A 24,556-nucleotide genomic window follows, 5' to 3' on the forward strand; every position below is an offset into this window, starting at 1 on the left:
CTCTCTCTCCATAATTTTTTTTAATCCTAATCAGCACTACTCTCAAATTATTCAATGTCTTTATTTAATCTTTATAAATAAAATATCCAATTTTATCATTTTTGCCATTTACTGGACGGATATTATCTCCTTGTTTGTAATAATTAAAGCTATCTAGGGAATTTTCTATTTGGTTTTCAAATGCCAAATAATCTGCTGCGGTATTTGGTTTTTGACAGATAAATTCCAAAATATATTTATCATTTGGTTTTTTTTTGATATTCTCCAATTCAGAAGTATCTCCATTTAATAAGTGCTCAAATGTTAGCTTCATTAAATTAACTTCATTATAATAAGATAGTAAATTCCACATATGGCAACCATCTAAACGAGGGGTTATTTCAATAATATATGGCATTCCCTCTTCTAATTTCATTTGTGCATAAACAGGTCCATTTTTTATTTCCAATTTGGCACATGCAGCTTCTATTATGCTATTTAATAAACTCGTAGTATTAGAAGTAAGGTTTACAGTTGGGACAATGTGTTTATGAATTAATCCCGTATATTCAGGCCAAGTTTCTCTATCGGACGCAACTAAATATTTCACTTTTCCATTTACTAGATAACCATTTACAGAAAGTTCTGGACCAGAAATATATTGTTCTAATATTACTAATCCGGAACGAGAATATTCTGTAGCAGCCTTATAGCTTTCTACATATTCCTCTCGATTTTGAACTAATTTTACCCCTCTTTGCCCTTGTGAATCAGCTGGTTTTAAGATAAAAGGAAATTCCATTTTTAATTCATCATCTTCACTTTTTACAACCTGAAATTTTACATTTCCTTCAAAGTCGTTCCCCAAAGTTTTTCTCATTAAGTCCTTATTATTACATATACGTGCCGTTTTTTCTGATACAAAATGTGGCATTTCTAATTTTTCACTGATTAAAGATGCTATCGGCATAGCTAAGTCTGAACCTGTTGAGTAAACAACAGAAATTTGGTTTTTCTCGATATAATCAATAATTGCCTCTGAATCTAAAATATTTATTTCGGCAAAGTGATCTGCTACATCTGCTCCAGGTCCATCTTTAGCCATTGCACAAGCATAAGTTTCATATCCCATTTTTTTCAGTTCCAAGATCGCATCCATCTGAACTGCTGCAACTCCTAGAATTAGAACTCTTTTTTTCATATATTTATAGTTCTCCTTATCTATTGTTTAAAATCTCTTTAAAAGTATCAGTAATATATTTTACCTCTTCATTTGTTAATCTTGTATGCAAAGGTAACGTGATTTCATTTTTATACATATTAAATGCATTAGGATAATTCTTTATATCAAATCCTAAGTTTTTATACGCTGTAAACATAGGCAATGGTTTATAATGTACATTGCTTGCAATTCCCATCTCGGCTAACTCAATAATAATTTTATTTCTTTCAGACTCTTCAATCCCAGGTATTCTTGCTAAATAAAGATGTCCCGATGAAGAGAAATCATCCCCATAATGTTTCAGACTTTGAATTCCATATGGCAACAATTCTTTGTCATACATTTCAATAATCTCTCTACGTCTACCCATAAGAGATTCATATCTATCCAACTGGACTAATCCAATTGCTGCCATTATATCTGTCATATTACATTTATAAGCTGGGTAAACAATATCATACTCCCATGCGCCTTTTTGAGTCTTTGCTAGGGCATCCTTAGATTGTCCATGAAGGCTGTATAACATAAATTGTTGATATACCCACTCATCGTCTAAACCTAAATCATTGCGCCATACAACGCCCCCACCTTCTGCCGTTGTTAAATTCTTCACAGCATGGAAAGAATAGCAAGTAAAATCAGCAACTTGCCCACATCTCTTTCCTTTTCGTTCAGCACCAAATGCATGCGCTGCATCGGTCATTACAATTATTCTTTCAAATAAATCTTGAGTTTTATTATTAGGTTTGAATAAATCTTTTTTGCTTTCTACTATGCTATATATTGTATCGTAATCACACATTTTACCCGCAATATCAACTGGAATAATTACCTTAGTCTTTTCAGTAATTGCATCAGAAAGCTTTTCATAATCCATTTCAAAAGAATCAGGAGCGGTATCAACTAAAACAATTTTTGCCCCTACGTGCTCTATAATTGATGCAGAAGCTGTATAAGTATAAGCTGAAGTAATAACCTCATCTCCGGGTCCTACACCTAAAATTCGAAGTGTTAACTCCATAGCAGCCGTAGCTGAGTTTAAGCAAACCGCTTTATTTGTCCCAACATATTCAGCTATTTTCTTTTCAAGTTCCTTTGTTCTAGGACCTGTTGTAATCCAACCCGACTTCATCGCTTTTATTACTTCTTCTATTTCTACTTCTGTAATGTCTGGTGGAGAAAACGGGATATTTCTTATTGTATTATTAATCATTTAAGCTTCCTCACTTTACTAATTAATTTTCGTTTTAAAACTAGCTAGCTGATTTTAAACATCCGGCAAAAGCCTCTTGTTATACTCAATATTTTAAATTTAGCTATTTACTTCAACTTTATTATTCGCAAAATCTAATAAAGTTTTCCTAATACTCTCTTGACTCATCTGCTCAAACTCATTTATAAATTGTTGAATGGATTCAAAATCTTTTAAAACAGCCTTTCCTATATGGATTTTAGGAAATACTTGTTCCTTATGAATTTCATTATCATTTAACAACTCTTCGTACATCTTCTCTCCCGGTCTTAGTCCACTATATTCAATTCCAATTTCCTCAATAGAATAACCCGAAAGCTGAATTAAATTCTTTGCCAAATCTGCAATTTTAACAGGTTCGCCCATATCTAATACAAATAGCTCTCCACCTCTTGCCAAAGATCCTGCTTGGATTACAAGTCGTGATGCCTCTGGAATGGTCATAAAGTAACGAGTAATATCTGGGTGGGTAACTGTAACTGGTCCTCCACTTTGAATTTGTTTTTTAAACAATGGAATTACACTTCCGCGACTACCTAATACATTTCCAAACCTAACAGCAACAAATCTTGTTTGACTGATCATAGCCATGTGTTGAACAACCATTTCTGCAACACGCTTTGTTGCTCCCATTACATTTGTTGGGTTTACCGCTTTATCTGTTGAAACCATGACAAATGTATTTATTCCAAATGTATCTGCGGCTTCTGCAACATTTTTGGTACCAATTATATTATTCTTTACAGCTTCTTCAGGATTTCTTTCCATCAATGGAACGTGTTTATGTGCAGCTGCATGGTATACAACAAAAGGCTTGTGTTTTTTCATTATTTCAAATATTTTATTTCGATCTTGTATGTCAGCAATTTCTGTTACAAATTCCGCTTGCTCTTTATACTTAGTTCTCAATTCCATCTCAATATGATAAATGCTATTCTCCCCATGTCCTAAAAGAACCATTTTTGCTGGTTTATATTTTAAAATCTGACGGCAAATCTCTGATCCAATAGAGCCCCCAGCACCCGTTATTAAAACCGTCTTATCCTGAATCTTCTCACCTATTCCCTTATCATCTAATTGAACAGGCTCTCTCCCTAGTAAATCTTCCACTTGCACATCACGAAATTCATTTACAGACACTTTTCCATCTAATAAATCTTCTAACATCGGCACAATTTGCGTTTTCGCCTTCGTTTTTCTACACTTCTCAAAAATCTCATTTATTTGCCCTCTGTTTAATGAAGGGATTGCAATAATGATATGTTCTATATCATTATCTTCTACAATTTCTTGAATATGATTTGTTGTACCAATAACCGGTACATTATAAATCTCCAATTTTTGCTTATTTCTATCATCATCAACAAACGCAATTGGATACAAATCTGCTTCTTTATTATGTTGTAATTGACGTACAACCATTGTCCCTGCTGAACCTGCACCAATAATTAATGTTCGTTTTTTATCAGTTGCTTTCGAAATATATGTATCACGGAACATACGCCATACAAAACGAGAACCACCAATTAACAATAAATGTAACATCCATGCGATTGCTAAAATTCGAACATAAATATCGTGATTAATAATTTGTTGAACAATTGCTGTTACTAAAATTGATAGCGTAATTGCCTTAAATATTTGCTTTAGCTCTCCAATACTTGCATATTCCCACGCCTTGTTATAAAGCTTATAAATAGCAGCAAAAACATGATGACTACATAATAATGTAATAGAACTAATAACTACTGTCATAGGAATTTTGTTTAATACATTTGGATGTATAAACCAATAACTTAAATACACGGCAGTTAATACGATAAATGAATCTAATAAAATCAATAATGAGAGCCGTCTTCGATAACTCAATATACCTGTTCCCTTCTTTATATAATTCTTATCTTATTCATAATAAAAAAGGACATTCTCCTATGAATGTACCTCTTCCTTTTTTACAAGTTCCTTCATATACTTCATTAACTCTACATTTAATTCTTCATTTTGTAGCGCCATCTCAATCGTCGTCTTAATAAATCCAAACTTCTCCCCAACATCGTAACGCGTACCCTCAAAGTCATAAGCAAATACACGTTGAACTTCATTTAAACGTTGAATCGCATCTGTTAATTGGATTTCTCCCCCCGCACCTGTTTGTTGATTTTCAAGGAACATAAAGATTTCTGGCGTTAATACGTAACGTCCCATAATTGCTAAATTTGATGGGGCAGTTCCTTGAGCTGGCTTCTCCACAAATTGACGTACTTGATAACGGCGATCGCTTTGTTCAATCGGATCGATAATACCGTAACGATGTGTTTCGTTTTCAGGTACTGTTTGTACCCCAATAACTGACGACTGTGTACCTTCATATTGATCCATTAATTGACGTAAACATGGCGTTTCTGCTTGAACAATATCATCACCAAGTAATACTGCAAACGGCTCATTTCCAATAAATTTACGGGCACACCATACTGCGTGTCCCAGCCCTTTTGGTTCTTTTTGTCTTATGTAATGAATATTAATTTTTGAAGAAGCTTGTACTTTTTCTAGCATCTCATGCTTCCCTTTTTCTAGTAAGCTTTGCTCTAATTCAAAGGAATGATCAAAATGATCTTCAATGGCACGTTTACCTTTTCCAGTAACAATAATAATATCTTCAATTCCTGATTCTATCGCTTCTTCTACTATGTATTGAATTGTTGGTTTATCAACGATAGGTAACATTTCTTTCGGCATCGCTTTCGTTGCTGGTAAAAATCTTGTTCCCAGACCAGCTGCTGGAATAATTGCTTTTCTTACTTTTTTCAATTGTAGTCCCCCTGCATCCTTTTATTTATATGTAGCAATAACAAAAACCCTACCTATAGAGTCATGTTTATAACTCCATAGGTAGAGTTTCTATTACAAATAAATTATGGGCATCTAACCCACCCTCACGTCATACTCCCGACGACAAGCGTCTAAGGTAGGTTCGAAATAAAAATTTCTACCCACAGCACGACCGAGTGCCCCCATTGATAACGGTTAGGAGACATCACCAATTTTTATTTAAAAAATACCGAACAATTTTTTACGGCGAATTTGTTCTGGATCTTCTTTGTAAATTGCCTTCCCGCTAATTAATAAGTACGGATTTTCTTTCAAATCACTCATAACACTCGTTCCAAATTCTTTCTCAATTAATTCATAGCTTTCCGCTAAATGAAATCCTCTTGACGTCGTATTATGTGCATCTGAAGCGACCATATGTGTTAAATTATGTTCTACAAGTTGTAGTGAAAACTTTTTAATTTTCTTGCCAAATTTCCCCGATAAACTGCCTGCCGTTACTTGCGTTAATGCCCCTTTATTTACAATGTTATATAACTTATCTGGCCGCTCGATTAACTCGGCATTACGTTCTGGATGAACAATAATTGGAATCATTCCCTTTACACGTAATTCGTAGAATAATTTTTCGGCATAACGTGGTACGTGATTAGATGGAAATTCAATAAATATATATTTATTTGTTTCGTTTAAAGTAACGATTTTACCAGCTTCATAGTCTTCTAATAAATCGCCATATAACCTGACTTCTTGCCCAGGTAAAATAGTAAGTGGAATATTATGTTGTTGTAGTTCATCATTTAGTTGTTTTACGTGATGAATAATTGGGGTACGTTCATTTACATATTTTCCATTTTGATGATGCGGCGTTGCGACAATTGTATGTATTCCTTCTGCAACAGCTTGTTGTGCCATTGCTAAACTATCTGTTACTGTCTGTGCACCATCATCGATACCAGGTAAAATGTGACAATGTAAATCTATCATTTGTTTCATCCTCCCTCTCTCCTATAAAGATCTTTTTTCCCTTGAATATGAGATATCGCTCATACTCAAGGGAAAAAAGGAGATATGTTTTTACCATATCTCACTTTAAAACTAGTTTGCACCGTAGTAATAATATAAGCCTTGTTCACGTTCACGGTCATTTAGAACAACACCTAACAATTTACCTTTTGCAGACTCCAATAATCCTTTTGCTTTTACTGCTGTTTCTTTCTCTGTTGATTCACTACGAACAACAAGAATAGAAGCATCACATACATTTGCCATAATTTGCGCATCCGTTACAGCTAAAATTGGCGGCATATCAAAAATAACCAAATCGTACATACTGTATGCTTGTCCAAGAAGTTCTTTCATTGATTTTGACCCTAACAATTCTGCTGGATTTGGTGGGATTGGACCACATGCTAAAAAGCTTAGATTATCTATAGATGTCGTTTGTACACATTTCTCTAAACGTTCACTATGTGTTAATACATTCGTGAGTCCAAAAATATTATCTACTTGGAACATTTGATGCATTGCTGGTTTACGCATATCTGCATCAATTAATAATACTTTCTTTCCTTGTTGAGCAAACACAACTGCCATATTCGCTGTCGTTGTTGTTTTCCCTTCACTCGGATTCGCAGATGTTACCAGTAATGAATGTAAATTCATATCAACAGCTGCAAATTCAATATTCGTTCGAATATTACGATATTGTTCTGAAATTGGTGATTTCGGTTGTTGATGAGCAATTAATTGACGGCGTTGACGATGACTTTTTTTCTTTTTAAATAAATTAAGAGCCAATTGTTTGTCCCCTCACTTTTCTTGATGATGGAGCGTGTGATTTCACGTTCATTGTTTCTTCATCCATACGAGCTACAATTCCTAATACTGGTAAGCCAAGTAAATTTTCCACATCTTCTTCTTTTTTCACTGTGTTATCTAAGTATTCTAGTAAGAATGCAAGACCAACTGAAGCCATTAAACCAACAACGAAAGCAATTGCCACATTTAACATTGGACGTGGTTTAATTGGAGATTGATTTTCTGCAACTTCTGCTTTAGATAGCACTGTTACGTTATCAACATTCATAATTTTTGCAACTTCATCTTTAAATACATCTGCAGTTGCATTCGCAATATCACGAGCTAGTTTCGGATCTTTATCCTCAGCTGTAACAGAAATAACTTGAGAATCCTTTTCATTCGCAATATTAATCTTCTTTGTTAAAGCTTGTGCTGTCATATTTAAATTTAATTTTTCATTTACTCGATCTAAGATTACTGGACTTTTAATAATAACCTTATATGTATTCGTTAATTGAATATTTGATTGAATTTCCCCTAACTGAATCGCTGCCCCTTCTTGCTTCTTCTGGTTAACAAGAATTTGCGTCGAAGATTGATAGATTGGCGTCATGAAGAAAAAGCTAATGATAGCACTTACAATAGCTGCACCAAAGGCGATTACGAGGATCATTGCTAAACGTTTTTTTAAGATATGAAATAACTCTTTTAAACTAATTGTTTCTTCCATAGGTTCCTCCAACTTTCTAAAATTTACACATAGGAAAAATTATAACATATAAATCTTACATTTTTTATTTTTAATAATTCAGTTCTATATTTGTTCACAAGAAACAAGTTTAATCTTACAAAATAATCTTAAATATGACAACACATTCCAATGATTTCCCAAAAATTTTATCATATCATGCTTTTTACATTGTATAACTTGATAAATAATTTTCAGAAAACAAAAAAGCCAACATTTTTTTGTTGGCTTTTTCATATTTTAGTAATAACCATACTGCTCTTTTTCTTCTCTTTTATCGTTCAAAACAACACCTAGTAGTTTTCCTGATGCTTTATCTAATATTTGTTTCGCTTTTACGATTTTATCTTTTTCCGTCTTTTCACTTCGTACAACGAGTACGATTCCATCACATTTATTCGCAAGTATTTGTGCATCCGTAACCGCAAGGACAGGTGGTGTGTCAATTAATATAATATCAAACATGTTATATGCTTTTAGCAACGCCTCGTCCATTGCCCGGCTCCCTAATAGTTCTGCTGGGTTTGGCGGGATTGGACCTGCTGCCATTAAGTATACGTTCTCTATATCTGTTTTTTGAATGCATTGCATAAGTTTTGCTTGTCCTGATAATAAGTTCGTTAACCCATTTGAATTATGAATGGCAAATAAGTTTTGTATCGTCGGCTTACGCAAATCAGCTCCAATTAATAAAACTTTCTTTCCTTGTTGTCCGAAAACAACTGCTAAGTTTGCGATTGTTGTTGTTTTCCCATCACCTGGATCGGCTGAAGTAACAATAATAGAACGAACATGATTATCTATAGATGTAAACTCAATGTTTGTGCGAATGTTGCGGTATTGTTCTGTAATACGCGATTTAGGCTCTTTATGTGTAATTAATTGTCGTAATGGTTTTCTTTTCTTTCTCCCGAACATATTGATAATCTCCTTTTGTGAAATGCGACATTTCCCTTTTCTCTCTCTTATGCTCGATTTCATACGTCTAATTAATATTCTTGCTGAGTTCCCCACATTTCATCATAATCAATAACCTTCTACTTTGTCTTATTTAAGTACCTTAACAATATGACAATGCCCTTATTTCTTTATTACCTTTATCACTTATCCTATTTTCTAGATAAATAATAAAGTAAGTATATGGTAATTACCATCTATTTACAAGATATTTTCTGATTAGTTTGTAAATTATCGTTTCATCGTTATATAGCAGAAATTAAAAAATCTCCTTGTCTTTTCACAAGGAGATTTTTTAATTTCTATTCTTTTTTATCACCAATCGCAAATGTAATTTCTGCCTCACATGCAACTTCACCATCTACTGTTGCGATTGCTTTTCCTTTTCCAATTGGGCCGCGTACGCGTGTCATTTCTACTTCTAGACGAAGCTGATCACCTGGGCGTACTTGTTTTTTGAAACGGCAATTGTCGATACCTGCAAAGAAAGCAAGTCTTCCGCGGTTTTCTTCTTTCTTTAATACTGCAACTGCTCCTACTTGTGCTAATGCTTCTACAATAAGTACACCAGGCATAACTGCATAATCAGGGAAGTGTCCGTTAAAGAATTCTTCGTTTGCGGATACATTTTTAATCCCAACCGCTCTTTTCCCTTCATCTACTTCTAATATTTTATCAACAAGTAAAAATGGATAGCGGTGAGGAATGATTTCTTTAATTTGTTCTATATTTAGCATGTAACAATCGCCCCTTTTGTAATATTGGTCTTACCACTTGGACATATTGCTATTATCCCATTTTGTTTATTGTTTGTCATTACAAAGTAACATTTTATATTTAGCACAACTTCCTAAAAAAAATGCACACACTCTATTCCATTAAAATAGTTGCACATTTTTGCAACTGACACGGAGGTAGAAAAGAGTGTATGCCCAAATTAGGGAAAGGCAATATGTATTGAAACATTATTTGCCTTAATGTCGTATTCGACTCATTATATTATAAACGTTTTCAAATAAGGAAATATTAAATTTAACCATATATATGAATATTTTACCTGTTTCCTTCATATTTCTCTATTTTCCTTCCATTTTCGCAAAAAAACAAAATAAAAAAATATAAAAACGAAAAAAGAACTAAGGCATTAGCCTTAGTTCTTTCAAATTATCTCAAAGCACGCTTTGGTAATCTGTCGATATTCTCTAACATAATACCTGTACCAACCGCAACGCAGTGCATTGGGTTTTCAGCAATTAATACCGGTACTTTTAGTTCTTCTGCTAGAAGCATGTCAATACCGTGTAGTAAAGCTCCACCGCCTGTTAGAATAACACCGCGGTCGATGATATCTGCAGATAATTCTGGTGGTGTGCGCTCTAATACGCCTTTTGCAGCTTGTACAATAACAGCTGCATTTTCTTTTAATGCTTCTGTAATTTCTTCAGAGCATACTGTAATTGTACGTGGTAAGCCTGTTACCATGTCACGTCCGCGAATTTCAAGCTCTTCACTACGTGCACCTGGGAATACTGTACCAACTTTAATTTTAATATCTTCTGAAGTACGTTCTCCAATTAATAGCTTATACTTACGTTTAATATAGTTTAAGATCTCCATATCAAACTTATCGCCAGCCATTTTGATAGAGGAAGAGGTAACAATATCACCCATAGATAGTACAGCGATATCTGTTGTACCTCCACCAATATCAACAACCATGTTACCGCTTGGTTGGAAGATTTCCATACCAGCACCAACTGCGGCTACTTTTGGTTCTTCTTCTAAAAATACTGTTTTACCACCTGAACGTTCAGCAGCTTCACGAATTGCTTTTTGTTCTACTGATGTAATATTTGTTGGACAACAAATTAAAATACGAGGTTTTGAAAAGAAGCTCTTTACGTCCAATTTGTTAATGAAATACTTTAACATTGCTTCTGTAATTTCGAAATCTGCGATTACACCATCTTTAAGCGGACGAATTGCTACAATATTACCAGGCGTACGTCCCACCATACTTCTCGCTTCTTCACCGACTGCTAATACTTTACCACTATTACGATCAATTGCCACAACAGATGGCTCATTTAATACAATACCCTTACCTTTAACATGAATTAATACGTTAGCCGTACCTAGGTCAATTCCGATATCTCGCGCAAACATTCCCGTTTTTTCCTCCTCGATATTCAAAATCAGGTTACACCCGAATTCTTTTCACCTAATTTCTGATTTTATCATAAATTTAACAGAAACGTAATATTCGCAAAAAGAATTCTTCTGAAAAATATTACCGAATGTGAACGGAATGTTTGCTACTGTAACATTATTGACGTACAGGCTTCTCTACATCTTCTTTTCTATACTTTTGTTTTGTTGCTTCTCCCCCTCTTAAATGACGAATAGACTTATGATAATCAAGAATTTCTTTCACTTCATTTGCGAGCTCTGGATTAATTTCTGGTAGACGTTCTGTTAAATCTTTATGGACTGTACTCTTTGATACCCCAAATTCCTTTGCAATGACACGCACTGTCTTTCTTGTCTCCACGATATACTTACCAATCTTGATAGTTCTCTCTTTGATGTAATCGTGCACACCACTCGCCTCCCTAATTTGGATGTGAGAAGGGTGAAATGAGCCTCGCTGCATACGACTAAGAAGTAAGTGTGAGTGCTGTTTGTAAGCGTTAAACATTCTTGGATTTATAATGAAATGATTCACGATTTCTCACCTCAAACACTCTCTTTGCTTTGGTTTATACCATTGTATTGCCCGCACTACTGATATATGCTACATGTTCACTATTTTTGCGGACTAAGTTAAGAAAAATTACATTTTTTTGTGAGAAATACGTTAACAGTTACTATTTTGGCGAAAAAAAATGACACCTTATATATAAGGCGTCATTCTTCTCTTTCAAACTCTTCTTCTAATAATTGATGGTGGGGAACCTCTTTCTTACCGGCAATATAATAATATAAAGTGAATAAAACAAACAATAAAATAATAGCAGTCGACAGAACAAATAAAAATGACACAGTATCCCCTCCCTTTTGTAATATATATTCGAGAATCTCGTCATTTTTCCTTGTTATTGCAACTTTTTTCTCGAAATTGAGTATTTTTATATAAAAATAAAAAAATCAGCTCTCCTAGTGAGAACTGATTTTTTCACTTTCTTATTCTTGTGAAGAAGAATCGTTAGATGATTCTGTAGAACCATTTGTTGATTTTTCTTCTTTCTTCGGTTCTTCTTTTTTGTCACTAGTTGAACCGCTTGTTGATTTCTCTTCTTTTTGAGATTTGTCTTCTGTTTTACTTTCTGGTTTCGTGCTCGTTGACTTCTCTTCTTTTTGAGATTTGTCATCAGCTTTTTTACCAGAAGCGTTCGTTGCCTTTGCAGCACCTGCATCAGCTTTAATTTCTGTTACTGATTTATTTAAGTAACGTTCAGGGTTCACAGCCACATTGTCTTTACGTACTTCAAAGTGAACGTGAGAGCCTGCCTCTTTATTCATTGCACTTAGACCGGATGTTCCTAATACTTCACCTTGTGCAACTCTTGCACCTTTTTCTACTTTCACACTGCCTAAGCTTTGATAAGATACCGCTACACCATTTCCACTATCAACTGTTACAACATAACCAAGAAGTGAATCTTTTTCAGCTTTCGTTACTGTACCACTTAAAGCAGCAGCAACATTGAATTCTTTTCCATTCTTCGCAGCAATGTCAATTCCTTTGTTTGGGGAATATGTGTTGTTATAAAAGACAAGTGCTTTTTCTTGTTCCGCCTCAGTTGCTGCATCTTCATAGAATTTCTTCTGTACGACTACTTCCACATTCGCGGCAGCTGGCATTTTCACTACTTCTGAAGATTTCGTTACTGGTACTGCTGGATCTTCCGATTGTGTATACGGTGTTGCTTGATCGTGGTTTGGAGTCTTCTTCGGATTAGCTCCTTGGAACCATAGCGCAACCATTAAGATTACCGCTGCACAAGCAATGTATAGTGCCGGAAACACCCATCTTTTTTGAAATAAATGTACTACCTTTTGCGACTTTTTATTATTTCTTCCTCGCATTCCATCATCACCTCAGCAATCATTTTGAACAATATTCACGTATCCTATACAACGTATAACTAATTACTTTTCGACAAAATCTGTAAAAATATGTATGAGAATTGCAAAATTTCCGAGGAAATGATAGAAAAAAGAAAAAACTAAGCACTTTTGGCTCAGTTTTTAATCTAATTGTTTCTTTTTATATACGATTAAACATACAAAGAGCGATATAATAAGCCAAACTGCAACATTTAATACATGCCCACTAATACTACTAAATCCCGCCCCACCTACTAAACTGTTAAGTGCTTTCACAATATGAGATGTTGGAAGATATCCAATCATCGTCTTAATTACTTTATTTTCAACCATCGGCTCAAACTGTACAGCCAAATACATCGTCATTAATATCGGCATTCCAATTATTGATGTTTGTGGTACAGATGCAGCTAACAATCCAATCATTGTTCCAATCACAATAAATAGAATTGTTCCACATAAGAAAATAAATCCTAGCAATAATAGATTTCCACTGAATTGATCCAAAATAAATAAGTTCACAATACAAATGCCCAATGTCAAACATACTGTTAATATACTTTTTCCAATTAGAACTTCAACCGAAGATGCCGGTGATAGCATTAATACACGTAATGTATGTTTTTCTTTTTCTTCTGCAATTACCATAGATTGAACAAAGCCTGCGACAAATAGGAAGGCCGTTATAGTAGTAATGCCTAACATTTCCTTTCCCACTCCAAATCTGCTAAACAAAAATGAAAGTATAATTGGTAAAAATGCCATTAACAACACTTGTGAATTTGTCTTAAAATCTTGTACTTCTTTTCTAAAAATAGCTGATATACGTCTCATTGAAAATGTCATTATAATCCCCTCCCAGTAACTTCAATAAAGATATCGCCTAGCGTTGGTTCGTGTGAATGAATAGATAACAGTTCGCCCTTTTTCATCCATTCTGAAATACGTTTTGCACCTAATTCATCTTTTTGTACCGTTTCTTTCTTCTTATCCTTTAACACGACTTGTATTTGATCTTTCGCGTATTGTAAGCGAAGGTTCTCCGGTGTATCAAGTGCTACAATCTCTCCGCCACACAGGAAGGCAATGCGGTTACAAAGCGTTTCTGCTTCGTCCATGTTGTGAGTCGTTAAGAAAATCGTCGTTCCTTCTTTATTTAAGTCTTTTAAGATTTTATGAATGTTTTGTACGTTTACTGGATCAAGTGCAGATGTTGGTTCGTCTAAGAAGAGGATATCTGGTTTATGAAGGATTGCTCTTGCTAGTGTGACGCGTTGCTTCATTCCCTTTGATAATTTTTTTACTGGTGTTTTTTTATCATCTAATAAATTCACTTGTGCTAGTACTTCATCGATTCGTTCTTTTTTGCAATCATATAAGTCACAAAATAATAGTAAGTTATCATAAATGCTAAGTCTTTCATATAAGCCGCTGTTATCTGTTAAAATACCAATTCGTTTGTAATCGATGCTACTTGGTCCTGTAATATCTTTCCCTAATACTCTTACCGTTCCAACACTATGAAGCAATTGAGAAGTTAAAATTTTTACTGTTGTCGTCTTACCAGATCCACTCGGTCCAAGGAATCCGAATATCTCTCCTTGCTTCACCTCAATATTTACATTTCGAAGTGCCGTTTTTTCGTTGAAACTTTTCATTACATCTTTCATTTCAATTGCCAATGTCATTTCTTCATCCCCTTTGTTTTTCTTCTTTATAGATGAAAGTCGCTTTAGCGCTTTTCGTTCGTTTGTTTCGCTTTTCTTGACTCAATCATATGAAAAACAAAGGGTTTACGCAGTAAAATACCGGTAAAAGGAGTATTTTTACCGGTGAATAAATCGCATGTTAAGCTTATTGAAGCACTTTTTATAGCCCAATCACGCCTTTTAATTCATCCATGCGTCCTTTCGAAAGCGGGATTGAACTTTTTCTTTCGTCATCCAAAATTAAACTAAAACTATTACGAGTCCACGTAATCACTTCTCGTACTCTTTGTAAATTCACAAGATAAGAGCGGTGACATCTAAAGAAACCAAAACCTGTTAATCTTGCTTCTAGTTCACTTAATGTTAAGGCACATACGAAATCACCTTCACGAACGTGAATATGCGTTACTCCGTTTTGCGTTTCAATGAAATGGATTTCCATCGGATCAAGTAAAATGATTTTATCGTTCACTTTCGCAGGTATTCTTTCTAATTTCATTTGCGGAATCATTTGAATGACTTTTTCTTCACCGACTTCTTCCACTTCCTCTTGCTCAATTTCTATCTTTTTCACACCATCGTTGTTTAATATGTATACATCCTCTGTTAACGAAAGGGCATCCGATAGAAATGATGACGTAATAAAGATTGCCTTTCCTTGCTCTTTCATTTTCATAATTGCTTTTCGAATAATAACCGTACTCTCTATATCTACATTTTGCTCCGGTTCTTCCAAAATGATTAAATCCGGGTTATGAATCATCATTCGTCCAATATGAAGACGACTCTTCTCTGAAAATGATAGTTTTTCTATTTTAACGTTTAGCTTATCTAGGAGACCAACAGACTGCACAACTTCTTCTATACTTATCTTTGATTCATAAAGCCCTATTAAAAACTTAAAGTATTCTTTCACCTTCAAACGATCATATGCCTCATCTTTCAAAAAACAAAAACCGATGCGGGAATAATTTTTCTTTCCAATCACTTCTCCTTCAAACAGTACATTGCCAGTCGAAGCTTCTTCTTCACCAATAATAATGCGGTGTAACACTTTAGCTGTATGATTATTGCATTGCAAAACAATACATTGTCCTTTCTCAACCTTTAGCTCAATTGCCGGTAACTGGTTCGTCTTCCCTAATTGTTTCAACTCTAGTAACGCCATTTCATTTCCCCCAAATGCCTTTTTATCCTATTATATCAAACAGTTAATGGAAAATTATGATATTTTAAACAGAAAAAATAGATGCCAGAGTTCTGACACCTATTTCTTCACCATCAATTTTCCTTCATAATCATTCATCGTCTTTATTTCAACGCCTTTATAGTAATGAGCGACGATATCTGTATATTTCTTTCCTTCCGCTGCCATGCCGTTCGCCCCGTATTGACTCATACCAACGCCGTGACCGAAGCCTTTCGTCGTAACGATGATTTTATCTCCCTGTTGTTTCCACGTGAAATCAGACGAACGTAAATCTAACTTTTCACGAACTTCTTTTCCTGTTAATGTTTTTCCTTGAAAAGCTACATCCTTTACGCGCTTTCCTTCCGTAAGGTCTTTAATATTTCCAATCTTCCCGTCTGCTAGCACTTTCACACCGAGACGTTTTTGAAAATCAGCTACTGTAAATGTTTGCTCGCTCGTAAACTTTGGAGAGGCTTGATCCCACGGACTATCTACACTTTTCAAGTACGGATAATCATTTCCCCAATAGTCAGCTGCATTTTCTGTTCGACCATTACTCGTTGAAAAGAAGGATGCTGAAATTGGTTTTCCATCATACGTTAAAACTTGTCCTGCTGTTTTCGAAACGGCTTCTTCGATTTTCTTCAAATTATTTTCGTAGTTATTACCCCATTGCTTCTTCAATTCATCTTTGCTTTTGTACACTTGATCTTTCACCGTATCTGTCACGTCTGCATTATTTTTCTTTCCTCCGCTTAGCATACGCTGTACTACAAATGTTCTTGCTGCTAATGCCTGTGCCTTTAGTGCCTCTATTTCAAAACTGGCATTCATCTCAGAAGCTACTACACCTGTCACATACTCCTCCACTGGTAATGTTTCTACCTTCTTCTGTTTTTCGCGATATACAGCAACTTGAACAGCTGTATCTACTTTTCCTGGAGCTGGTATACTTTCTATCGCTGGAGGAGTTTTAGAGGCCGTTTCTTCCCCTACTTTTGCTTTCGCAAATGGAATAACAAGGGCTGCAGGTACAATAATAACGAGCGCTATTAAGAGCGCTACTGTAATAAAAAGTGGCTTTGAAAATTTCATCCTATTTTCCCCCAATATAAAAGCTTTACTCCATTCATTCTTATGGAACAACTCTTTCTTTTAGAACATACTTAAGGGGAAGAGTATAAAACGGAAATTTTCTAAATATTTTTACTGGTACGTGCATAAGTATAGAATTTATTGACTATAACAGTAATAACCAAAAAAATAGCCCCTATGTCAAAAGACATAGAGACTATTTCAATTAAGCGTGAAGATCAGAAACTTCTTGTTCTTTCACTTCTTCTACTTTTTCGTTTACACGTTCAATAGTTGCACCTAATGCAGCTAATTTCTTATGGAAGTTTACATAGCCACGGTCAAGATGTTTTAACTCAGTTACACGAGTATAACCTTCTGATACTAAACCAGCTAAGATTAATGCAGCTGCAGCACGTAAATCAGTTGCTGCTACTTCAGCACCTTGTAAGCTGTTTGGACCGTTCATAATAACAGAACGACCTTCAATTTTAATATCAGCATTCATACGACGGAATTCTTCAACGTGCATAAAGCGGTTTTCGAATACCGTTTCTGTAATCATGCTTGTTCCATCAGCTTGTAGTAATAATGCCATCATTTGTGATTGCATGTCTGTTGGGAAACCTGGGTGAGGCATAGTTTTAATATCAACCGCTTTTAACTTATCTGGGCCGATAACACGTACACCTTCGTTTTCCTCAATAATTTTAACACCCATTTCTTCCATTTTCGCTGTAATTGAGCGTAAATGTTCAGGTACAGCATTTTCAATTAAGATGTCTCCACCAGTAATTGCTGCTGCAACCATGAATGTTCCCGCTTCAATACGGTCAGGAATAATAGAGTGGTTTGCACCATATAATTTATCAACGCCTTCGATACGAATCGTTCCAGTTCCAGCTCCGCGTACTTTCGCTCCCATCGCATTTAAGAAGTTAGCTAAGTCAACGATTTCTGGTTCTTTCGCTGCGTTTTCAAGAATTGTTGTCCCTTTTGCTAATGTAGCTGCAGACATAATGTTTTCTGTCGCGCCTACGCTTGGGAAGTCTAAGTAGATTTTAGCTCCTTTTAGTTCTCCCTCAACATATGCCTCAACAAAACCGTTACCAACCTGTACTTTTGCTCCCATTGCTTCGAAGCCTTTTAAATGTTGGTCAATTGGACGTGAACCGATTGCACATCCACCAGGAAGTGCAATACGAGCACGACCATTACGTGCTAATAATGGTCCCATTACTTGAACAGATGCACGCATTTTACGTACATATTCAAATGGTGCTTCAATGTTTAGTTCTTTAGAAGAATCGATTGTTACTTGATTATTTTCAAATACGACTTCAGCATTTAAATGACGTAATACCTCATTAATTGTGTATACATCAGACAAAACTGGTACTTCAGATAGTACATTCTTTCCATCACTCGCTAATAGGGCTGCAGCGATTATAGGTAATACAGCATTTTTTGCGCCCTCAACACGCACTGTGCCGTTTAACCGCTTTCCGCCACGGACGATGATCTTTTCCAAATTATTCCCCTCCGTGTCCTTTTTTCAGTATCTATTCACTCAATACTCAGAAGTTATGATCGGTGTGCCAACCACAATTGTATCTTTGTTGTCTGTAGAACGTATTGCTATTTGCACATTTATTTTCTCTCTATTTGTTGAAAGAGCGTCATCCCACTTTTTATTGTATGCGGAGACTGACACAAATGCTCTTTCTTCTACTTGTTCGATCGCTCTTGCTGAAAGATCTTTCAAAACCTGATTGGTTTTATTTTGCAAAACACCTTCAATCTTATCATTCAGTACACCTTGAACACAAGTGTAAATTATAGGTTTTTCACTAAAAATTTTATTCACTTTTTGAACATACTTCGGGTCCCATTTCGCCCCACTCACTTCAAAGATAATGAAAGTGTTTTCTTTAGTATTTTCTTTACTCCAAGTTACTACTACTCGTTCTTCATGAGAAGCAAACTTTTTATAGGATGTAGCTTTATATCCATCTGGAGATTGCTCTACTTCCCACTTTTGAATATTTGCCTTTTCCTTCACATCGTTTAACAACTTTTGAAACGTATGTATGTTAGAAATTGTTTTTGTTTCTCTCGCTAACCATGACCATTTCTCTACTTTAGCATCATTTTTCTCTAAAGCCTTGATCATGCTCTCCATTTTCTGTTCATCGCTTATCGGTTTCATCTCTCTATATCCAACCAAAAATAAAACAACACTAAGTGCAACAATAAGAATGGCTTTAAGCTTCAATTTCATCCCCTCCTATCCCCATTGTTAACGGAGATTTGAGGTTCTATACACTTACTTTACTAAATACGTTAAACTCTTCGAATAGCCTAAATAATCAAGGAAAAAGTTACTTACAGATGTCCCAATTGCAATTGTAATTAAGATGAGTAATACTCGCGTCTGCAGCACTTTTCCGGACTTCATTAAACGCTCAATGTGAATGCCTTGTAAGGCCCACCACGTAATGGTAATAAACAATAAATGCGAAACAATGGCAATCAGTGCTTGTTGCCCTAAAAGTTGTGCCAAAAAATCGACCCCTTTTTACTCAGCTACTACTTATGAAAGAATATAAAAACGATACCATAATAAGTAGGAGCTACACTTTTTCAAATGCACATAGACATCTTACATTTTACATCGTGATTTTCTTTCCAAAAACGTATATCTACATTACAAGTTAACACAAAATAAAAAGCGCAGAGTACTGACTCCACACCTTTTATTTTCACTATTGTACCACGTTCCCTAAGAAGAAGAAATCTTTCATTAATGGAAAATATTCATAAAAGAAATTGTACCCAATCATCGGCATAATCCCTAGTATTACAATCGAAATTGCACAAAGACTCATAACAACCTTTATATTTAACGGTAACCGTATCCTCTCTTCTGTCTCTCCCGTGCGGAAAAACATTTGTTGTAAAATACGGAAATAATATACGAATGAAACAACTGTCGTACCCATCATAATCGAAGCTAGTACGTAATGTGCTGGCTCTACATGAAGCGCGCCTAAAAAGATGTTAATCTTTCCAATGAAGCCAGCCGTTCCTGGTATCCCAGCCAGCGATAAAATAAAGATTGTCATCATAATCGCTGCAAATGGTGACCTTTTATATAAACCTGTGAAAATCGTTATATTTTCCTCATCATTTTGTAAGATTAAGCCGTGGATGATAGCAAATGCACCTATATTCATAAGCATGTATGCCAGCATATAAAACCACATGCTATCCATCGTAAATGGTGATAATGCCACAAGTGGAACGAGTAAATATCCTGCATGAGCAATGCCCGAATAAGCAAATAAACGCTTTATATTGTATTGTTTTAACGCAACTACATTCCCAACAATCATCGTAATACTTGCTAGCACCGCAATATATATACTCATATGCCCATATAAAGATTGCATATCTCCTTGTATTAATACACTTGCAAAAACCATAAGGAACAAACGAATAATGAGTAGGAACCCAGCAATTTTAGAAATCGTTCCAAGAAAAGCAGTAACAGGTGTAGCCGCTCCTTCATACACATCAGGTGCCCACATATGAAACGGCACTGTGGCAATTTTAAATGAGAGACCCACTAGCAATAAAAGAAATGCGAGAGCTAACAATAACTGAATACCACTAGCAAGCTCCCCAGTGAGTACCTTTTGCATATCTACAATGTTAGTTGAACCTGTAATACCGTATAAATAACTCATTCCGAAGAGCGTGATCGCTGTTCCAATTCCTCCGCTAATGACATATTTCATTGCCGCTTCATTTGATGCACGGCTCTTTTTTCGTATTCCTACTAAGATATAGGAAGAAAGTGAAAGTAACTCCAAACCAATGAAAAGGGTAATAAAATCAACACTAGAAGCCATGAACATCGCGCCAAGAAGTGCCATTAAAAATAAGTAATAATATTCACCTTTATCTTCAATTGGATTCTTCTTATCATCGCTCATTGCGGTGCATAAAATGAGAGCTGAGGCACCTAATAGCAACGTTTTAAACCCTTTTGAAAATCCATCTAACACAAACGATCCATTTAAAATATCTCCCGCTGGTTCGCTATATAGAGTAATTAATGACACGATTGCTAATACGATGGCAGCAATCGCACCAAGAGCTACATATCTATGGTTCAGCTTAAAAAACAAATCACATATGGAAAGGAGGATGGCGGCGCCGAGAATAATAAATTCTGGCACCATTAGATACCACGATAAGCTAAGTAACGTATTCATATCCATCCTATTTCACCCCCAATGTTTTCAATGTATTTTGAAGCGGATCCCCTAGTATCTCTGGCATAACTCCAATTGCAATAATACAAAAGATAAGTAGTAAAACAGGGACATACTCCCATCCGTGTATATCAGATTTTGCTTCCCACTCTTTCTTTCCAAATGTCACTTGAAGTGTCGCCCTTAATACATATACAGCGGTTAAAATGATGCCAATCACACCGACTGCAGCAATGACGGGCTCTCCTTGAAATAAACCGAGAAAGGCAAGAAATTCACTAACAAACCCAGACATCCCTGGTAATCCAAGCGAAGCCATTCCTCCTGCTAAAAAGAATCCGCTAAGTATCGGTACACTTTTCGCAAGTCCGCCTAGCACCGTAATATCCGAAGTTCCAAACCGTTGTTCTATAACACCGAGTAGGAAGAAAAGCAAGGCTGCAATTAAACCATGTGATACAACTTGGAATAGTGCTCCTTGTGTACCAGGTGCATTAAGTGAAGCAAGTCCCATTAACACAATTCCCATATGCGAAATACTAGAGTAAGCCAGTACTTTCCTAAAGTCCGTTTGGATGAGCGCTAAAAAGGCACCGTATAATAAATTGATTACGCCTAATATAGCAATTAGCGTTGCAATATCGTGAAAATATTCCGGGAATAGCCCTTTCCCGAAGCGAATAATACCGTACGCTCCAATCTTCAGCAAAACACCCGCGTGAAGCATAACTACAGCTGGATGCGCTTCTATGTGTACATTGACCATCCAGCGGTGCAACGGAAAAACAGGTAGTTTAATTGCAAAAGCAATCATTATGGCAATAAATACACTAAGCTGCAAACTACTTGGGATGACGAGTGCTCCCTCTGCGTTTACGCTTCTTAATATCTCTTTCAGCTCCACAATATTTGTTGTACCTGTTTTCGCAAACAAAATTGAGAAAACAATGAGCAAAATAGCTGAGCCAATACCGTTATATATTAAATAACTATACGCAGCCTTTTCACTCGACAATTTTCCCCACTTTCCAATTAATAAGAACATTGGTGGCAACGTAATTTCAAAGAAGATAAAAAACAACATTAAATTTTGAGCAGCAAAGACACCGAGCATTCCTATTTCTAGCATGAGTAACAACATATAAAATGCTTTTAAATTTCTTTTAATAGAAAAGGCTGCAATTGCTGCAAGCATCGCTAGAAGAGCCGTCAGTACCATCATGACAAGTGACAAACCATCAATACCGAGCTCGTAATAAATAGAAAACCACCTTTTATCCACCGCTGTTAAATCTCCGAACTTAATCCATTTCACCTTTTCATCAAATAGTGACAAATTCTTTCCAGAAGCATATGTACAAGCGAGGACTATAGCGATTCCAAATGGAAGTGCCGTCCCAAATAAGCCAAGCGCTCGCACTGTACGCAATTCCTTTTTCGGTGTTAATACAAGCAATAAAATTCCTAAAAGCGGGGAAAAAATGAAGAACGTTAACAACAAATCATTCATCGTAAATCCCCTCCCGTATAGAGCAAAATAATGACGAGTACAGCGAGCGAAACCGCCGTTACAGTACCGTACACTTGTACATTCCCGTTTTGAAGTTTCGAGCCAAGATTACTTGTGCCTTTAACTACACTTCCAATTAAAACTGCAATTCCTTCGACTACATACACTTCAAATAAGCGAAGCACATGAGTGATTCCTTTCGTAATAGAGATCACCGTCATGTTGTATAGTTCATCGACATAATATTTTTCTTTCAAAAGATTATAAAGCGATGTTTCCGTACCCCCAGCCCAATCTCTAGAAATTGATTTCTTGCCATATATGAAATATGCAAGAGCGATTCCCGCAAATGAAACGAGTGTCGCAACAATCATAATCCAAACTGATCCATGCGCTTCTTCAACCTTAAACCCTACATCTTTCGTCAACCAATCTCCGAGAAACGTCCCAAACCAAGGTGTATTTATATATCCTGCCACTACCGCAAGAACGCCGAGAACAAGCATTGGATACGTCATAACGCGAGGCGATTCATGCACTTCTTCCTTCGTCTTCGCTTCTCCGGTAAAGACAAGAAAGTATAGACGGAACATATAAAACGCTGTTAAAAACGCTGCAATTACTGCTAAAGTAAATAAAACGTAATTGCCATTCATCCAAGTCGCCGCTAAAATTTCATCTTTGCTGAAAAAACCGGAAAGCAGCGGAACACCGCTAATGGCGAGGGTACCTGTTAAAAATAGCATACCAGTTACTTTCATCTTCTTCTGTAAACCGCCCATTTTATTAATGTTTTGCGTATGCACAGCATGAATTACACTTCCTGCTGCCAAAAATAGTAGTGCTTTAAAAAAAGCGTGTGTCGTTAAATGGAATATACCAGCTACATAGCCGGCAGAACCTAACGCAAGCATCATATAACCGAGCTGGCTAACTGTCGAATAAGCAAGCACCCTCTTTATATCTGTTTGCACAAGACCGATAGAGGCCGCAAAGATTGCAGTGAAAGCTCCAACGATTGCCACGGTCTGCATCGCCACTGTACTTGCTGAAAATAAAGGGAACATCGTTGCTACTAAATATACGCCAGCAGCGACCATCGTCGCTGCGTGAATAAGTGCCGAAACGGGCGTTGGCCCTTCCATTGCATCTGGCAACCATGTATGAAGCGGGAATTGACCTGATTTCCCCATCGCCCCGATAAAAATTAATATCGCTGTTATTGTAATCATGTAAGGAGGTAGATCACCTGTATAAATCGCCCTAAATATTGCGTCATATTCAAAACTACCTGCGTACCAAAAAATTAAAATCATCCCGATAAATAAACCAACATCACCAATACGTGTCATAATAAAAGCCTTTTTTGCAGCAGCCTTCGCTTCTTCTTTAAAGAAATAAAAACCAATAAGTAAAAATGAACCAAGGCCAACTAATTCCCAAAATATATAAAGCTGTAATAAATTCGTTGATATAACAAGCCCTAACATCGCAAATGTAAAGAGTCCTAAATATGCGTAAAAGGTTGGTAATCGTTCATCACCTTTCATATAACCTTTCGAATACACATGTACAAGCAGACTCACAAGCGTAACGATAAATAACATTAAAGCTCCTAATGCAGTCACTTCAAAGCCGAATGATATATCCACATCTCCAGCTCTAAGCCACACCCACCTATGCTTCACGCTTGCTTCTGAAAACCTTTCTATTAACACAAGTACCGCAAGTATGAAGGAGAGAAAGACGAAAAAAATACTAAGTACGCTGCTTCCTTCTCTAATTTTCTTCCCGAATATAATAAGTAACAAAAACGAAACGAGTGGGAAAAGCGGTATGAGCCATGCATAATCGATCATTGTTTCCTTCCCCCTTTTTCGGTCACAAT

23 protein-coding genes are annotated in these 24,556 nt (G+C 36.0%); all 23 read right to left on the bottom strand.

The window, feature by feature from the left end; translation table 11 throughout:
- Nucleotides 1-64: 64 nt before the first annotated feature.
- Nucleotides 65-1,180 carry an ATP-grasp domain-containing protein gene (locus AXW78_RS25285; protein WP_061884779.1) on the bottom strand — a complete coding sequence of 372 codons (1,116 nt, stop codon included), beginning with the start codon at nt 1,178-1,180 and terminating at the stop codon, nt 65-67.
- Between the two features lie 16 nt (nt 1,181-1,196).
- Entirely contained in the window at nt 1,197-2,414 is a 1,218-nt protein-coding gene (locus AXW78_RS25290) for a DegT/DnrJ/EryC1/StrS family aminotransferase (protein ID WP_061884780.1), read from the bottom strand.
- A 99-nt stretch (nt 2,415-2,513) separates the two neighbouring features.
- Nucleotides 2,514-4,322, bottom strand: a complete 1,809-nt coding sequence (locus tag AXW78_RS25295; RefSeq protein WP_025709681.1) for a polysaccharide biosynthesis protein — start codon at nt 4,320-4,322, stop codon at nt 2,514-2,516.
- A 60-nt stretch (nt 4,323-4,382) separates the two neighbouring features.
- Nucleotides 4,383-5,264 carry a UTP--glucose-1-phosphate uridylyltransferase BpsC gene (gene bpsC / locus AXW78_RS25300; protein ID WP_000757806.1) on the bottom strand — a complete coding sequence of 294 codons (882 nt, stop codon included), beginning with the start codon at nt 5,262-5,264 and terminating at the stop codon, nt 4,383-4,385.
- Nucleotides 5,265-5,504: 240 nt separating this feature from the next.
- Nucleotides 5,505-6,272 (bottom strand): tyrosine-protein phosphatase, encoded by a 768-nt coding sequence (locus AXW78_RS25305; protein ID WP_061884864.1) that lies wholly within the window; start codon nt 6,270-6,272, stop codon nt 5,505-5,507.
- A 111-nt stretch (nt 6,273-6,383) separates the two neighbouring features.
- A complete protein-coding gene (locus AXW78_RS25310; RefSeq protein ID WP_061884781.1) occupies nt 6,384-7,085 on the bottom strand; it encodes a CpsD/CapB family tyrosine-protein kinase in 702 nt (233 codons plus the stop codon).
- Nucleotides 7,075-7,818 carry a YveK family protein gene (locus AXW78_RS25315; protein WP_000393128.1) on the bottom strand — a complete coding sequence of 248 codons (744 nt, stop codon included), beginning with the start codon at nt 7,816-7,818 and terminating at the stop codon, nt 7,075-7,077. Before AXW78_RS25315 ends, AXW78_RS25310 begins: the two co-directional genes overlap by 11 nt.
- Before the next feature lie 258 nt (nt 7,819-8,076).
- Nucleotides 8,077-8,754 (bottom strand): CpsD/CapB family tyrosine-protein kinase, encoded by a 678-nt coding sequence (locus AXW78_RS25320; protein WP_061884782.1) that lies wholly within the window; start codon nt 8,752-8,754, stop codon nt 8,077-8,079.
- Nucleotides 8,755-9,095: 341 nt separating this feature from the next.
- On the bottom strand, nt 9,096-9,530 hold the full coding sequence (fabZ, locus tag AXW78_RS25325) for a 3-hydroxyacyl-ACP dehydratase FabZ (RefSeq protein ID WP_000931959.1): 435 nt from the start codon (nt 9,528-9,530) through the stop codon (nt 9,096-9,098).
- A gap of 427 nt (nt 9,531-9,957) precedes the next feature.
- On the bottom strand, nt 9,958-10,959 hold the full coding sequence (locus tag AXW78_RS25330) for a rod shape-determining protein (RefSeq protein WP_000457978.1): 1,002 nt from the start codon (nt 10,957-10,959) through the stop codon (nt 9,958-9,960).
- Between the two features lie 160 nt (nt 10,960-11,119).
- On the bottom strand, nt 11,120-11,392 hold the full coding sequence (gene spoIIID, locus AXW78_RS25335) for a sporulation transcriptional regulator SpoIIID (protein WP_000544012.1): 273 nt from the start codon (nt 11,390-11,392) through the stop codon (nt 11,120-11,122).
- A 308-nt stretch (nt 11,393-11,700) separates the two neighbouring features.
- Complete coding sequence (locus AXW78_RS25340) at nt 11,701-11,835, bottom strand: hypothetical protein (protein ID WP_000008901.1); 135 nt, start codon at nt 11,833-11,835, stop codon at nt 11,701-11,703.
- A gap of 141 nt (nt 11,836-11,976) precedes the next feature.
- Entirely contained in the window at nt 11,977-12,882 is a 906-nt protein-coding gene (locus AXW78_RS25345) for a stage II sporulation protein SpoIIQ (RefSeq protein ID WP_061884783.1), read from the bottom strand.
- 162 nt (nt 12,883-13,044) lie between these two features.
- Complete coding sequence (locus AXW78_RS25350) at nt 13,045-13,749, bottom strand: ABC transporter permease (RefSeq protein WP_061884784.1); 705 nt, start codon at nt 13,747-13,749, stop codon at nt 13,045-13,047.
- Nucleotides 13,749-14,591: an ABC transporter ATP-binding protein gene (locus tag AXW78_RS25355; RefSeq protein WP_061131864.1), complete on the bottom strand. Its 843-nt coding sequence runs from the start codon at nt 14,589-14,591 to the stop codon at nt 13,749-13,751. Before AXW78_RS25355 ends, AXW78_RS25350 begins: the two co-directional genes overlap by 1 nt.
- 181 nt (nt 14,592-14,772) lie before the next feature.
- On the bottom strand, nt 14,773-15,780 hold the full coding sequence (locus AXW78_RS25360; RefSeq protein WP_061884785.1) for a LytTR family transcriptional regulator DNA-binding domain-containing protein: 1,008 nt from the start codon (nt 15,778-15,780) through the stop codon (nt 14,773-14,775).
- 99 nt (nt 15,781-15,879) lie between these two features.
- Nucleotides 15,880-16,899, bottom strand: coding sequence for a stage II sporulation protein D (gene spoIID / locus AXW78_RS25365; protein WP_000672661.1), 1,020 nt, complete (start codon nt 16,897-16,899; stop codon nt 15,880-15,882).
- A 205-nt stretch (nt 16,900-17,104) separates the two neighbouring features.
- A complete protein-coding gene (murA, locus tag AXW78_RS25370) occupies nt 17,105-18,409 on the bottom strand; it encodes a UDP-N-acetylglucosamine 1-carboxyvinyltransferase (protein WP_000411274.1) in 1,305 nt (434 codons plus the stop codon).
- A gap of 39 nt (nt 18,410-18,448) precedes the next feature.
- Entirely contained in the window at nt 18,449-19,153 is a 705-nt protein-coding gene (locus tag AXW78_RS25375) for a YwmB family TATA-box binding protein (protein WP_431307476.1), read from the bottom strand.
- Nucleotides 19,154-19,204: 51 nt separating this feature from the next.
- Nucleotides 19,205-19,441 carry a DUF1146 family protein gene (locus tag AXW78_RS25380; RefSeq protein WP_000057889.1) on the bottom strand — a complete coding sequence of 79 codons (237 nt, stop codon included), beginning with the start codon at nt 19,439-19,441 and terminating at the stop codon, nt 19,205-19,207.
- Between the two features lie 202 nt (nt 19,442-19,643).
- Complete coding sequence (nuoN, locus tag AXW78_RS25385) at nt 19,644-21,158, bottom strand: NADH-quinone oxidoreductase subunit NuoN (protein ID WP_061884865.1); 1,515 nt, start codon at nt 21,156-21,158, stop codon at nt 19,644-19,646.
- A gap of 7 nt (nt 21,159-21,165) precedes the next feature.
- Nucleotides 21,166-22,668 (bottom strand): NADH-quinone oxidoreductase subunit M, encoded by a 1,503-nt coding sequence (locus AXW78_RS25390; protein ID WP_061884787.1) that lies wholly within the window; start codon nt 22,666-22,668, stop codon nt 21,166-21,168.
- Complete coding sequence (nuoL, locus tag AXW78_RS25395) at nt 22,665-24,527, bottom strand: NADH-quinone oxidoreductase subunit L (protein WP_061884788.1); 1,863 nt, start codon at nt 24,525-24,527, stop codon at nt 22,665-22,667. Before nuoL ends, AXW78_RS25390 begins: the two co-directional genes overlap by 4 nt.
- Nucleotides 24,528-24,556 lie beyond the last annotated feature (29 nt).

The organism is Bacillus thuringiensis (assembly GCF_001595725.1).
Taxonomy (GTDB): domain Bacteria; phylum Bacillota; class Bacilli; order Bacillales; family Bacillaceae_G; genus Bacillus_A; species Bacillus_A thuringiensis_K.

What these genes read in the sequence shown, in the direction of transcription:
- AXW78_RS25355 (WP_061131864.1), bottom strand. Translation starts at nt 14,591, where the DNA reads ATGACATTGGCAATTGAAATGAAAGATGTAATGAAAAGTTTCAACGAA.
- nuoL (WP_061884788.1), bottom strand. Translation starts at nt 24,527, where the DNA reads ATGATCGATTATGCATGGCTCATACCGCTTTTCCCACTCGTTTCGTTT.
- AXW78_RS25360 (WP_061884785.1), bottom strand. Translation starts at nt 15,780, where the DNA reads ATGGCGTTACTAGAGTTGAAACAATTAGGGAAGACGAACCAGTTACCG.
- AXW78_RS25315 (WP_000393128.1), bottom strand. Translation starts at nt 7,818, where the DNA reads ATGGAAGAAACAATTAGTTTAAAAGAGTTATTTCATATCTTAAAAAAA.
- AXW78_RS25320 (WP_061884782.1), bottom strand. Translation starts at nt 8,754, where the DNA reads ATGTTCGGGAGAAAGAAAAGAAAACCATTACGACAATTAATTACACAT.
- AXW78_RS25345 (WP_061884783.1), bottom strand. Translation starts at nt 12,882, where the DNA reads ATGCGAGGAAGAAATAATAAAAAGTCGCAAAAGGTAGTACATTTATTT.
- fabZ (WP_000931959.1), bottom strand. Translation starts at nt 9,530, where the DNA reads ATGCTAAATATAGAACAAATTAAAGAAATCATTCCTCACCGCTATCCA.
- AXW78_RS25330 (WP_000457978.1), bottom strand. Translation starts at nt 10,959, where the DNA reads ATGTTTGCGCGAGATATCGGAATTGACCTAGGTACGGCTAACGTATTA.
- AXW78_RS25305 (WP_061884864.1), bottom strand. Translation starts at nt 6,272, where the DNA reads ATGATAGATTTACATTGTCACATTTTACCTGGTATCGATGATGGTGCA.
- AXW78_RS25390 (WP_061884787.1), bottom strand. Translation starts at nt 22,668, where the DNA reads ATGAATGATTTGTTGTTAACGTTCTTCATTTTTTCCCCGCTTTTAGGA.
- AXW78_RS25285 (WP_061884779.1), bottom strand. Translation starts at nt 1,180, where the DNA reads ATGAAAAAAAGAGTTCTAATTCTAGGAGTTGCAGCAGTTCAGATGGAT.
- nuoN (WP_061884865.1), bottom strand. Translation starts at nt 21,158, where the DNA reads ATGAATACGTTACTTAGCTTATCGTGGTATCTAATGGTGCCAGAATTT.
- AXW78_RS25350 (WP_061884784.1), bottom strand. Translation starts at nt 13,749, where the DNA reads ATGACATTTTCAATGAGACGTATATCAGCTATTTTTAGAAAAGAAGTA.
- AXW78_RS25290 (WP_061884780.1), bottom strand. Translation starts at nt 2,414, where the DNA reads ATGATTAATAATACAATAAGAAATATCCCGTTTTCTCCACCAGACATT.
- spoIID (WP_000672661.1), bottom strand. Translation starts at nt 16,899, where the DNA reads ATGAAATTTTCAAAGCCACTTTTTATTACAGTAGCGCTCTTAATAGCG.